This is a genomic window from Nonomuraea longispora (genome assembly GCF_004348345.1).
Taxonomy (GTDB): domain Bacteria; phylum Actinomycetota; class Actinomycetes; order Streptosporangiales; family Streptosporangiaceae; genus Nonomuraea; species Nonomuraea longispora.
In genome coordinates this window covers 40977-53371 of the sequence record NZ_SMJZ01000001.1, presented here as the reverse complement: position 1 = coordinate 53371, position 12395 = coordinate 40977, and the positions used below count along the sequence as shown (strand labels likewise).

Here is a 12395-nt window from a genome sequence, read left to right as displayed (position 1 = left end):
CCGCCTCAGCGCCCGAACCCGAAGAGCCCCCCGACCCGCCCGGCGATCCGGTCGAACTGGTAGTAGAGCCCCGGCGGGACGTACGGCTGCATCACCGAGTGCCGCTGCCCGAGCAGCGTGATCACCTGCATGGGTGAGCGGTCGATGTAGCGCGGCAGGTTCTCGAACCATCGGGCGCTGTTGCGGGCGGCGCGTTGCGGCGAGCGGAGCTTCGACTTCGACTCGTGCTCATAGGCGGTCAGGGCCTTGTCGAGGTCTTTCTCCTCGAACAGCGCCTTGGCCAGCACGGAGGCGTCCGCCAGGGCCAGCGCGGTGCCCGCGCCGATCGAATAGTGCGTGGTGTGCGCGGCGTCGCCCACCAGGACGATGTTGCCGTGGTGCCACGTGCGGTTGGTCAGCGTACGGAAGTGCAGCCAGTGCGCGGTGCCGTCGGCCTGCGCCCGCCCGATCAGCGGGTGCCCGTCGAGGATGTCGGCGAAGAGCTTCTCCAGGATGGCCAGGCTGTCGGCCTCCTTGCCCTGGTCGAGCCCGAGCCCCCGCCAGGTCTCCGGGGTGCACTCGATGACGCAGGTGCTGTGCTCCTGGCTGTACTTGTAGCCGTAACACCAGATCCAGCCGTGCTCGGTCTCCACGAAAGCGAAGACGAACGCGTCGAAGATCTTGGTGGTGCCGAGCCAGATGTAGATGTTCTGGCCGGTCACGAACTCGGGGCCGAAGTGCTCGGCGTGGTGTTCGCGCAGCACGCTGTTGACGCCGTCGCCCGCCACGACGAGGTCGGCGTCGCCGAAGTCGTGCTCGCCGTCGATCTCGTGCTCCCACTCGATGCGTACGCCGAGCGATTCGGCCCGTTCCGCGAGGATGCCGAGCAGCCGGCGGCGGCTGATGCCGTAGCCGGCCTCCCCCTGCTCGACCGTCACCGTGGCGCGGTCGCGGATGTCGGTGACCCAGGAGTCCCAGCGGACCGAACTCTCGCTGATGGCCCGCGCCGAGTCGGCGTCGGCCCGGTGAAGATCGTTGAACAGTTCGTCCCAGTAGGTCACGCCCCAGCCGTACGTCGAGCCGGCCGGGTTCCGTTCGTAGATGGTGATGTCGTGGGACGGATCCACACGTTTCATCAGGATCGAGAAGTACAGGTTGGCGGGTCCACCGCCGACGCAGGCGACTTTCACCCTATCCCCCATTGTGACGCAAAGTAATCAATCTGTGCCACAGAGTAGCAGATGGGTGGAGTCGCCTACGGGAGCAGGCCCGCCGGGTCACGGGCCTGGCCGGCTCGCGTCCCGCCTGATGAGGGCGGCTACCGCCACCAGGACGACAGCGGTGAGCACGGCGGCGATCGCGACGGCGACCTCGTACGTGCCGGGCGCGCCGCGGGCCCAGCCGCGGAAGGGCAGGTAGACGGCCGCGTGGACGAGGGGCGCGCCGACGACGCCCACCACCGCCGTCACGGGACGCGCCCGGCCGGCGAAGGCCAGCACGCCGCAGACCAGGGTGCCGAGCGTGCCCATGACCCAGCCGAGCACGACCAGGCCGGACCCGTCCTGTTCCACAAGGGAGGTCTCGGCCACCATGGTGAAGGGGCCCAGGCAGGCGAGGACGGCGAAGCCGGTGTACACCCGGTGGAACTCGCGCAGCCCCGCCCCGACGCCGCCGAACAACAGGCAGGCGGCCAGGAAGAGCGCCACATTGCGCTCCAGGCTCACGTCCACGGTGGCGGCCTGCTCCGCGGCCGGGCCGGGCCAGCCCACCCGCCGCCACGTCCCCTGGACGTCGCGGACGACGATGCCGTCCAGGCCGTTGGCGACGACCACGACGTGCCCGCCTGGCCGGGCCTGCGCGGCCAGGGCCATCGAGAGGCGTTCGTGGCTGCCGGAGTAGGTCCTGCGCAGCCGTTCGCGGTCGTCGTCGGACATCTCCCACGACGGCTGCCACGTCCGGCCGCCGTCGTCGGACTGCTCGACGGCGATCCTCCCGGGAACCACCCGGTAGCACCGGGTGGCCTGCATGGGCACGCACGCGGCGCTCTGCAGGCTCCTCGGCTCGGCCGCCGGCTCGTGGCCGCCGGTCGCCGACCAGGTGGCCCCGCCGTCGCGGGAGATCTGGTCCAGGCCGTCCGCGACGTGGACGACGATCCGGTCGCCGTCCACCTCGACGGACTCGGCCGCGGGCAGCTGGACGGCCGACGTCGCGGCCACCGCCAGCACGGTCAGCGGCATCGCAGCGATGACACGCCACTTCGGGGAGGGGGCGTGGAGGCTGCGGACGCGTACCCACCAGGCCAGCGCGAGCGCCGGGAGGGCCAGCAGGTCCGTGGGATCGGCGAGGACGCGCGACGGGCCCGCCACGAGGGTCCAGACCTGGGAGGCGGCCTCAGCGCCCGTCTCCGTCGCTTTCACGAGCGCGAACAGCACTCCGGTGAGCACGGTGGCCGCCAGGTCGGCCCGGCGCCAGAAGAGCAGCGCCAGCAGGGCGGGCGCCACCACGAGTCCGGCGACGTCGCTGAGTTTGCCCGTGACGAACCCTGGCCAGGCCTGCTTGAGCAGATGGTCGTTGACGAGCAGCACGAAGACCCCGGCCACGGTCACGGGGTGACATGACCACGCATACCTCATATAGAGGTCGATGTATCAGGGAGTGCGGCGGTTCAACGGAGGGGTGAGTCGAGTCACAGCCGTGACCAAGCCGACACATGCGAAGACCGGAGCCCGCTGGAATGCGGACCCCGGTCTGTCTCGCTGCTACAGGTCAGATGGCTCGGACCTGCGAGGCCTGCGGCCCCTTCTGGCCCTGCGTGATCTCGAACTCGACCCGCTGGCCGTCTTCAAGGCTGCGGTAGCCGTTGCCGACGATCTCGGAGAAGTGCACGAACACGTCCGGCGCACCGCCGTCCGGGGCGATGAAGCCGAAGCCCTTCTCGGCGTTGAACCACTTGACGGTTCCCTGAGCCATAAAAGCTCTCCCTCAGGATGTGAATCTATGGGACCCACACCTCGTGGATCCCGGTGTGTCGTACAGCAAGCACCCGGGGTGGCTCAGACAAAGTCATGCTGGTTTTCACTACGGGATCAGCTAATACAACGCCATCACATCTAACACCATTCTGGCGCGTTGGTGTTCCCGTCCCTAGGAAGATTTCTGTCAGGCGGCATCACCAGGCAAACTGGAACGTGTTATGCAGAGTCTTCCCGCACCGCGTCTAGTGGCCACCGACCTCGACGGAACCGCGTTGCGCACCGACGGAACCGTGTCTCCCCGCACGGCCGCGGCCTTCGCCAAAGTCGAGGAATCCGGGGCGACGCTGGTGTTCGTGACGGGGCGGCCGCCGCGGTGGATGGGCGGGGTGGCGGGTGCTGTGCGTCACCACGGGATCGCCATCTGTGCGAACGGAGCTCTGATCTACGATCTCCATACCGAACGGATAGTGGAATCTCACCTGATCACCGTCGACGTACTCGAGGAAGTCGTGGCTCAGCTAAGAGCGAACGTGTCCGATCTCGCATTTTCGGTCGAGTACGAAGCCGGTTTTGCGCACGAGTCGGATTTCCTCCTCGGCGCCCTTGACAAGGCCAAGGGGGCCGTACACGCCGACTCTCTCACCGCACGTCCGTGCGCCAAACTGCTGGCCCTGCACCCCGGCATGGGCGCGGACGAGCTCCAGGCGACCGTGCACGAACTGGTGGGGCATCTCGTGACCGCCACCCACTCCAGCCGGAGAGGGCTGATCGAGATGAGCGCCCAGGGCGTCACGAAGGCCAGCGCCCTTGCGGCCCTCGCCGGACGTCACGAGATCAAACCCGCACAGGCCGTGGCGTTCGGTGACATGCCAAACGACCTGCCCATGCTGAGCTGGGCAGGCACGTCGTACGCCGTCGCGAACGCGCATCCGGACGTGCTGGCAGCGGTCGACCATGTGACCGGAACCAACGACGACGACGGCGTCGCGCAGGTGATCGAGAAGCTCTACAGATAAGGGCCGGAACCACCGGGCGGCCGCTGCTGCGGCTCGTCCCCGTGCGGCACCCCGGGCAGCGCCCTGCGCATCTGCTCAAGCTGGGCACGGGCGGCCATCTGCTGCGCGAACAGCGTGGTCTGGATGCCGTGGAACAACCCTTCGAGCCAGCCGACCAGCTGGGCGTGCGCGATGCGCAACTCGGCCTCGCTCGGCGGCGTGCCCGTCTCGTCGGTGAACGGGAGCGACAGGCGCTCCAGCTCGTCGACCAGCTCCGGCGCCAAGCCGTCCTCGAGCTCCTTGATGGAGGACTCGTGGATCTCCTTCAGCCGCTTGCGGCTGGCCTCGTCGAGAGGAGCCGCACGGACCTCTTCGAGCAGCTGCCTGATCATGCTGCCGATCCGCATCACCTTCGCGGGCTGCTCGACCAGGTTGGTGACCGACCGGTCTTCCTCACCGCCGCTATCGCCCTGACCTTGGAAGTCGGGGCCCACCACCACGATGTGAGGGGTGTTGTTGTCCTCAGCGTTCATAACTCTCACCGTACTAGCAGGATCTTGCCGACGTGTTCCCCCGAATCCAACAATCGATGCGCCTGCGCGGCGTCGGCCATGGGCACCTCCGCGTGGACCACGGGACGCACCGCACCGGCGCCGACCAGCGGCCAGACGTTGTCGACGACGCTGCGTACGATCACGCCCTTCTCCTCGACGGGACGCGAGCGCAGCCCCGTCGCGTGCACCGAGGCGCGCTTGGCGAGCATGGCGCCCAGGTCGAGCTCCGCCTTGCGACCGCCCTGCAGCCCGATGATCACCAGCCGCCCGCCGGTGCGCAGCGCCTTGACGTTGCCCGCCAGGTATTTCGCGCCCATGATGTCGAGGATGACGTCGGCGCGTACCTTGTCGGCGAAGCTCTCCTCGCGGTAGTTGATCACCTCGTCGGCGCCGAGCTCCTTGACCCGCTCGGCCTTCTCCGCCGAGCCGACGGTCGCGACCACGTGGGAGCCGAGCGCCTTGGCAAGCTGCACCGCGAACGTGCCGATCCCGCTCGCGCCGCCGTGCACCAGGAGCGTCTCGCCCTTGCGCAGCCGCCCGATCATGAACACGTTGGACCAGACCGTGCAGGCCACCTCGGGAAGGCCGGCCGCCTCGCGCGGCGACACCCGGTCGGGCACCGGCATGACCTGCTGCCACGGCACGGCTACGCGTTCGGCGTAACCACCGCCGCCGAGCAGCGCGCACACGGCGTCGCCGGGCTTGAACTGCTCGACGTCGGCGCCCACTTCGGCCACCACGCCCGAGGCCTCCAGCCCCGGGTAGGGCGACGTGCCGGGAGGCGGGTCGTAGAAGCCCTGACGCTGCAGGACATCGGCCCGATTGACCGCGGAGGCGGTCACGTCGATGAGCACGTCTCCGCGCCCGACTTCGGGATCGGGCACCTCGTGCCACTCCAGCACCTCGGGGCCGCCCGGCTCGGTGATCTCAATGGCTCGCATGCGAACCACGGTAGCCGGGCAAAGAAGTTGTGGGTTGGCGGGCTGCGTACTGGCGGGTGGCGTTAATCTGCAAGGTATTTGCTGCCCCTTTAGACCCACCCGAGGGGGAACACGGTGGCAAGACACGATCGAGAAGAATCTCTCGAGGAACAGCTGGCATGGCTCGACGCGATCAAGGAGACGGAGGAGTCCCCCGTCCCTGTCAGCGCCTCGACTGCCTCCGCCGACGAGCCGGTCGCCTCGCCGTACCCCCAGGACCCGTGGAAGCTGGTGCCCCAGCAGCACGAGACGCCGACGCCGCCGTTGTTCCGCGCGGCCGCCGACTCCGTGTACGGCACCGCCGCGGCCGAGGATGTGCCTGAAGGGGAGAGCGAGGCGGCGGAGTGGCTCGGCGAGACCGGAACGGGCTCGCCGGGCACGACGGACGAGCCGGCGGCGCGGCCCGCCGACGACCCCTTCACCACCCCGCTGAAGCCGCTGCCGCGCCCCGACGACACCGAGACCTTCACCCTGTCGTTCACTCCTCCGGAGCCGGCCGCGGAGGACAGGGCGGCGGAGCCCGCGGACGATCCGTGGCCCACGCCACCCGAGTGGCCGCCACCAGCGGAGTCACCAGCGGAGTCACCAGCGGAGTTGTCCGCCTCCCAGCCTCCGGAGCAGTCCGCAACGCCGTCGCCGTCCGCCGGGTCCTCTGCCGGGCTGAAGGAAGGGCCGGCCGAAGACCCGTCCGGTGAGGACCCGCCGGCGGTCCGTTCGCCGGCCGCGGCCGAGGAGGGGTCGCGCGCGGAGGAGGAGCCCGCCGAGCAGGGCCCGCGTACGGAGGAGAAGCCCTCCTGGGAGGACAAGCCCGGCTGGGAGAGCAGTACGCTCCCCAGGAACGAGCCGCCGAAGTGGGCCGGATCCGACGAGAGCCAGCCACGGAACGAGTCCCTGGGCTGGGCCGGTTCCGACGAGACCCTGCCGAGGAACGAGAGCCCGCGCTGGACCGACTCCGGGCCGCACTGGGCCGCCTCCGAGCAGCGCGCAGAGCCGGAGGAGCGTCCGCAGCCCGAGGAGCGCTTCCAGTGGACCGAGCCGGTCCAGGAGGACCGTTCCCAGCGCCAGGACCGCCCCATGCGGCTGGAGCGCTCTCAGCGCCAGAACCGCTCGGCCCACGACGATCCGCTGGGCGGCGGGCTTCCGCACGACGGGTCCCAGCGCGACACACCTCCGCACGGCGATCCGCTGGGTGGCAGAGGCCAGCACGGCCGGGCGGCGCAGGAAGGGCCGCGGCACGACGCCGGACGGCGGGCCGCCGAGCAGGAGGGGTCGCCGTGGGGCGACCAGCCCGAGTGGCGGCCCGCAGAGCGGGACATCCCGCCGCCGCCGCGCCGCCGTCCCGCTCCGGCGCACGTCTTCAGCGCCCCGCCGAGGCCCCCGGTGACCGGCAAGCCGACCGCCGATAGCCTCGACCCGGAGTCCCTGCTACGCGGACGGCGTAACGCTCCTTCCAAGGGGTGGCGCCGGGTGGTGTACAAGGCGTCGGGAGGCTGGATCAAGCCAGGCGAACCTCCTGAGGTGCGCCGCCGCCGCGAGCTCGTCACCAGGGCCCGCACCCCGGTGACCGCCGGGCACCACCGTGTGGCCGTGCTGAGCCTCAAGGGCGGCGTGGGCAAGACGACGACCACGGTCGGCCTCGGCGCCACCCTCGCCCAGATCCGCGGCGACCGGGTCATCGCCGTGGACGCCAACCCCGACAGGGGCACGCTCTCCGACAAGCTCGTCCTGGAGACGTCGGCGACCGTGCGAGACCTGCTCAACGAGCGCGACCAGGTCAGGCGCTACGTCGACATCAGGGCGTTCACCTCGCAGGCGGGCTCCCGGCTTGAGGTGCTCGCCTCCGACCGCGATCCGTCGGTCTCCGAGGCGTTCAGTGGCGGCGACTACCAGGCCGTCTCCCAGGTGCTGGAGAACTTCTACTCCATCTGCATCACCGACTGCGGCACCGGCCTGCTCCACTCCGCCATGGGCGGCGTGCTCGGGCTGGCCGACCAGATCGTGCTGGTCAGCTCGCCGTCCGTGGACGGCGCCAGGGCGGCGTCGGCGACGCTCGACTGGCTGGAGGCGCATCAGTACGGCGACCTGGTGAAGAACGCGACCGTGGTGCTGTGCAGCGTCAGGCCACGCTCGAAGTCGGCGGTCGACATCAAGAAGCTGGAGGCCCATTTCGCCGCCAGGTGCCGCGCGGTGATCCGGGTGCCGTACGACCCGCACCTGGAGGAGGGCGCGGAGATGGACCTGGACCGGCTCCAGGAGACCACCAGGGACTCCTACCTGCAACTCGCCGCCTGCGTGGGCGACGGCTTCGCGGGTCTCCCCGAGTGAGGCCGCGGGGGCCCGCATAGCGGGGCCGTGAGACGGCGCTGGGAACGCCCTCCGCGAATGTCCACCCCTTGGAAGCGCGACGCCCATCGGTCCCGCGGGACGGAATAGGCTCAGGCGACAGGTCGGGCTGAAGTGAGGTCGGTGGACGGGTGGGCAAGTCGTTCGTGCATCTGCACGTACACACTGAGTACAGCATGCTGGACGGAGCGGCCAAGATCAAACCGCTGTTCAAGGAGGCGGCACGGCTTGATATGCCGGCCATCGCCATGTCGGATCACGGCAACATGTTCGGTGCGTACGAGTTCCAGAAGGTGGCGAAGGACAGCCCCGTCAAGCCGATCATCGGGATCGAAGCCTACGTGGCGCCCGAGTCCCGGTTCTTCAAGAAACCGGTCTTCTGGGGTTCTCGTGCCGAGACCGGTGTCGCGGACAGCGAGGGCGGCAAGGACGTCTCCGGCGGCGGCCGGTTCACCCACATGACCATGTGGGCGAAGGACGCGGACGGGCTGCGCAATCTGTTCCGGCTGTCGTCGCTCGCGTCGGTCGAGGGTTACTACGGCAAGCCCCGCATGGACCAGGATCTGGTCTCGCAGCACGCGTCCGGGATCATCGCCACCACCGGCTGCCCGTCCGGCGCCGTACAGACGCGTTTGCGGCTCGGCCAGTACGACGAGGCCGTCAGGGTCGCCGGCGAATATCAGGAGATCTTCGGTAAGGAGAACTACTTCCTGGAGTTGATGGACCACGGCATCGACATCGAGCGGGAGGTGCGGGCCGACCTGCTGCGGCTGGCCAGGCAGCTCGACATCCCGCTGCTGGCCACCAACGACTCCCACTACGTCACCGAGGACCAGGCCGACGCCCACGACAGCCTCCTGTGCGTCGGGGTCGGCAAGAACAAGGACGACCCCAACCGGTTCCGGTTCAACGGCTCCGGCTACTACCTCAAGCCGGCCGACGACATGTACGCGCTGTTCCCCGAACTTCCGGAGGCGTGCGACAACACGCTGCTCGTCGCCGAGATGGTCGACGACTACAGCGACGTGTTCGCCCATGTGGATCGCATGCCTGACTATCCTGACGTGCCCGAGGGCGAGACACAGGAGTCGTGGCTACGTCAGGAGGTGGAGCGCGGCCTGGAGATGCGGTACGGCACCCCGGTGCCCGCCGAGGTGACGGAGCGGTACGAAACCGAGATGAAGGTCATCGGGCCGATGGGCTTCTCGTCCTACTTCCTCGTGGTGGCTGACATCTGCCGCTTCGCCCGGGACAACGGCATCCCGGTGGGTCCCGGTCGTGGCAGCGCCACCGGATCGATAGTCGCCTACGCCACCCGGATCACGGAGCTCGATCCGCTGGAGCACGGCCTGTTGTTCGAGCGGTTCCTGAATCCGGAGCGGATCAACCCGCCGGACGTCGACCTCGACTTCGACGACCGTCACCGGGACCGGATGGTCAACTACGTCACCGACAAGTACGGCAGCGCGATGACCGCGCAGGTCAACACGTTCGGCACGATCAAGGCCAAGGCCGCCGTCAAGGACGCGTCCCGCATTCTCGGCTATCCGTTCGCCGTCGGCGACAAGATCACCAAGGCGATGCCGCCGGACGTCATGGGCAAGGGCGTCCCTCTGTCGGACATGTTCAACGAGGATCACCCGCGCTACAACGAGGGCGGGGAGATCCGGGCGCTGTACGAGAGCGACCCGGACGTGAAGAAGGTGATCGACACCGGCCGCGGCATCGAGGGCCTGATCCGCGGCACCGGTGTGCACGCGGCCGCGGTCATCCTGTCCTCGGCGCCGCTGATGGACCTGATCCCCTTGCACCGGCGGGACAAGGACGGCGTGATCATCACCGGGTTCGACTATCCCTCGTGCGAGGACATGGGTCTGGTCAAGATGGACTTCCTGGGTCTGCGCAACCTGGGCATCATCGACCACGCGATCAAGATCATCGAGCAGAACCGTGGCATCACGCTCGACACCTTGACCATCCCGCTCGACGACGCGAAGACCTACCAGCTCATGGCGCGCGGTGACACCCTGGGCGTGTTCCAGCTCGACGGCGGCCCGATGCGCCAGCTCCTGAAACTGATGGAGCCGACCCGGTTCGAGGACATCGCCGCCGTGCTCGCGCTCTACCGCCCTGGCCCGATGGCGGCCAACGCGCACACCAACTACGCGCACAGGAAGAACGCCCGGCAGGACATCGAGCCCATCCACCCGGAGCTGAAGCAGGCCCTGGACCCGATCCTCGGCCCGACGTTCCACCTGCTCGTCTACCAGGAGCAGATCATGGCCGTCGCGCGCGAGCTGGCCGGCTACACCCTGGGCGGCGCCGACCTGCTGCGCCGAGCCATGGGCAAGAAGAAGAAAGAGATCCTGGACGCCGAGTTCGCCAACTTCCAGAAGGGCATGCGCGGCAACGGCTACGGCGACGACGCCATCCAGGCCCTGTGGGACGTCATGCTGCCGTTCTCCGGCTACGCCTTCAACAAGTCCCACACCGCCGGATACGGCCTGGTCGCCTACTGGACCGCGTACCTGAAGGCCAACTACCCCGCCGAGTACATGGCCGCCCTGCTGACCTCCGTGGGGGACGACAAGGACAAGGCGGCCGTCTACCTCGCCGAGTGCCGCAAAATGGGCATCCAGGTCCTGCCCCCGGACGTCAACGACAGCCAGCTCGACTTCGTCGCGGTCGGCGACACCCAGGTGCGGTTCGGCATGGGCGCGGTCCGCAACGTCGGTGAGAACGTCGTCGACGCGATCGTGAAGGCCCGTAAGGAGAAGGGCCTCTACCAGGACTTCAACGACTTCCTCGGCAAGATCCCGCTGACCGCCTGCAACAAGCGGGTCATCGAGTCGTTGATCAAGGCGGGGGCGTTCGACTCGCTCGACCACCCGCGCAAGGGCCTCCTCATGGTCCACGAGCAGGCCGTCGACCAGGTCAGCGGCATCAAGAAACAGGAGGCGCACGGCCAGGACTCACTGTTCGGCGGCCTGGCCGACGCGGGCGCCGACGAGGCGTTCACCGTCACGGTCCCCGACACGGAGTGGGACAAGAAGACGAAGCTCGACTTCGAGCGGGAGATGCTCGGCCTGTACGTCTCCGACCATCCCCTGGCCGGCACCGAACGGATCCTGGCCAGAAACCGCGACACCACGATCGCGGACCTGCTCGAGTCCGGCCGCGACGACCGCGGCGACGTCGCCGTGTGCGGCCTCGTCACCAAGATGGACAAGAGAGTCAACAAGGCCGGCAACCTCTGGGCGATCGCCACGGTCGAGGACATGGACGCCGCCGTCGAGTGCCTGTTCTTCCCCAAGAGCTACGTGCTGTACGCCGACTCGCTGCGTGAGGACATCGTGGTGGCCGTACGTGGCCAGATCAACAACCGGGACGGCGCCATCAGCATCTTCGCGACGGATCTCAGCCCGATCGACGTGTCCGGCGTCAACAGTGAGGGCGCCCCGATCACCATTCTGCTCAGGGAGGACCGCGTCACCCCCCAGTTGCTGGAAGAACTCCGGCACGTGCTGAAGCTGCACGAGGGCAAGGTCCCGCTGCACATCAACCTGAAGCGCCCGGCCGGGAGGACCACGGTGCTGGCGGTGCCGGACTTCCCCGTCAACGCGGAGCCCAGCTTCGCCGCCGATGTGAAGGCGCTGCTGGGGCCGGAAGCAATCACGCTGTGAACCGGCGGGTGGACGTGGTGACGTCTGCGGAGCCGCCTGTGTGCCCCCGCTGCCGCGGTGAGGCGCTGCTGTGGGCGCGGGTCCCGTACGGGTGGACCAACAGGGAAGGCGGGCGGGTGGAGGGCCGCTCAGGGGTGGTGCTGTGCCCGGCGTGCGACGCGCGGGCGCCGGGCGCGGCCGCGCTGATCACCTGGTTCCACGTCCATGGCCGGGCCGACGATGAGGACGAGGAGTTCGTGCGCCTGCTGGTGCGGTGGGCCACCGGCGTTTCGGTGCCGCCGCTCGATGAGCACGCGCCGGAGGCCGAGAACGAGCGGTGGCAGCGCGGGGACCTGTAAGAACACGGCCCGCCCCCGCCGGCCGGTCGACCCTCACGGCGCTTCAAGCGCCCTGAAGCGTGGCGGAGGGTGTGGGATTCGAACCCACGAGGCCATCGCTGACCTGGCCGCTTTCAAGGCGGCTGCACTCGTCCACTATGCGAACCCTCCCGTGCGGAAACCACGATAGCGGCTGTGGTGGCAGCGGTGTACGTTCAGGAGGTGGCGGATCTCGACGTCGAGGTGCAGCGCGCGCACGGGCGCGTGCTGGTGCGGCTCGACGGCGACCTCGACAAGCTCACGGCGCCGCTGCTCAAGGAGTGGCTGGTCAAGCTCTACGCCGAGGGCTTCGTTCAGGTCGTCATCGACGCGTCCAGACTCGAGTTCTGCGACTCCAGCGGGCTGTGGGTGCTGGTGGAGCACCGGCGCAGGGTGGCCGAGCACGCCGGGTCGTTAGGGCTCGTCGGGGTGCACGGGGTGCTGCAGCGGGTGCTCGAAGTGACGCGACTGAAGTTCGCCTTCGACAGCGTCGTGCCCGCCGACCACTGACACGCGCCAGTCCCTCGGCG

General features: G+C 68.9%; 10 protein-coding genes and 1 tRNA gene. 5 read left to right on the top strand and 6 right to left on the bottom strand.

The genetic code is table 11. The features are described from left to right. Positions 1 to 5 precede the first annotated feature (5 nt). The 3 genes from E1267_RS00330 to E1267_RS00320 form a co-directional block, all read right to left on the bottom strand. The gene (locus E1267_RS00330; protein ID WP_181957721.1) at positions 6 to 1169 is read right to left on the bottom strand and encodes an FAD-dependent monooxygenase; all 1164 of its coding nucleotides are present in this window, start codon (positions 1167 to 1169) and stop codon (positions 6 to 8) included. Positions 1170 to 1256: 87 nt separating this feature from the next. Beyond that, positions 1257 to 2585, bottom strand: coding sequence for a hypothetical protein (locus E1267_RS45260; RefSeq protein WP_181957720.1), 1329 nt, complete (start codon positions 2583 to 2585; stop codon positions 1257 to 1259). A 160-nt stretch (positions 2586 to 2745) separates the two neighbouring features. Next, positions 2746 to 2949, bottom strand: a complete 204-nt coding sequence (locus tag E1267_RS00320) for a cold-shock protein (RefSeq protein ID WP_043619750.1) — start codon at positions 2947 to 2949, stop codon at positions 2746 to 2748. A gap of 250 nt (positions 2950 to 3199) precedes the next feature. On the opposite strand from E1267_RS00320, the gene E1267_RS00315 reads away from it, so the two are divergent. Further along, positions 3200 to 3970 (top strand): Cof-type HAD-IIB family hydrolase, encoded by a 771-nt coding sequence (locus E1267_RS00315; protein WP_342774755.1) that lies wholly within the window; start codon positions 3200 to 3202, stop codon positions 3968 to 3970. Here E1267_RS00315 and E1267_RS00310 read toward each other — a convergent pair. Both E1267_RS00310 and E1267_RS00305 read right to left on the bottom strand, forming a co-directional pair. Further along, positions 3961 to 4482 carry a bacterial proteasome activator family protein gene (locus E1267_RS00310; RefSeq protein ID WP_132328411.1) on the bottom strand — a complete coding sequence of 174 codons (522 nt, stop codon included), beginning with the start codon at positions 4480 to 4482 and terminating at the stop codon, positions 3961 to 3963. The two genes, E1267_RS00315 and E1267_RS00310, sit on opposite strands and share 10 nt — an antisense overlap. A gap of 5 nt (positions 4483 to 4487) precedes the next feature. After that, on the bottom strand, positions 4488 to 5444 hold the full coding sequence (locus tag E1267_RS00305; protein ID WP_132328409.1) for an NAD(P)H-quinone oxidoreductase: 957 nt from the start codon (positions 5442 to 5444) through the stop codon (positions 4488 to 4490). A gap of 114 nt (positions 5445 to 5558) precedes the next feature. Here E1267_RS00305 and E1267_RS46085 point away from each other — a divergent pair, with 114 nt between their 5' ends. The 3 genes from E1267_RS46085 to E1267_RS00290 all read left to right on the top strand — a co-directional run bounded on the left by E1267_RS46085 (position 5559) and on the right by E1267_RS00290 (position 11847). Continuing rightward, entirely contained in the window at positions 5559 to 7808 is a 2250-nt protein-coding gene (locus E1267_RS46085) for a nucleotide-binding protein (RefSeq protein ID WP_246063299.1), read from the top strand. A gap of 149 nt (positions 7809 to 7957) precedes the next feature. Beyond that, entirely contained in the window at positions 7958 to 11509 is a 3552-nt protein-coding gene (dnaE, locus tag E1267_RS00295) for a DNA polymerase III subunit alpha (RefSeq protein WP_132328407.1), read from the top strand. Next, positions 11506 to 11847 carry a DUF6300 family protein gene (locus tag E1267_RS00290; protein WP_342774754.1) on the top strand — a complete coding sequence of 114 codons (342 nt, stop codon included), beginning with the start codon at positions 11506 to 11508 and terminating at the stop codon, positions 11845 to 11847. The genes dnaE and E1267_RS00290 overlap by 4 nt, the downstream gene beginning before the upstream one ends. Positions 11848 to 11907: 60 nt before the next feature. Here the strand turns inward: E1267_RS00290 and E1267_RS00285 are convergent. After that, a tRNA-Ser gene (locus E1267_RS00285) sits at positions 11908 to 11997 on the bottom strand. 24 nt (positions 11998 to 12021) lie between these two features. On the opposite strand from E1267_RS00285, the gene E1267_RS00280 reads away from it, so the two are divergent. Further along, complete coding sequence (locus E1267_RS00280) at positions 12022 to 12375, top strand: STAS domain-containing protein (RefSeq protein WP_161714337.1); 354 nt, start codon at positions 12022 to 12024, stop codon at positions 12373 to 12375. Positions 12376 to 12395 lie beyond the last annotated feature (20 nt).

What these genes read in the sequence shown, in the direction of transcription:
- E1267_RS00310 (WP_132328411.1), bottom strand. Translation starts at nt 4,482, where the DNA reads ATGAACGCTGAGGACAACAACACCCCTCACATCGTGGTGGTGGGCCCC.
- E1267_RS00305 (WP_132328409.1), bottom strand. Translation starts at nt 5,444, where the DNA reads ATGCGAGCCATTGAGATCACCGAGCCGGGCGGCCCCGAGGTGCTGGAG.
- E1267_RS00320 (WP_043619750.1), bottom strand. Translation starts at nt 2,949, where the DNA reads ATGGCTCAGGGAACCGTCAAGTGGTTCAACGCCGAGAAGGGCTTCGGC.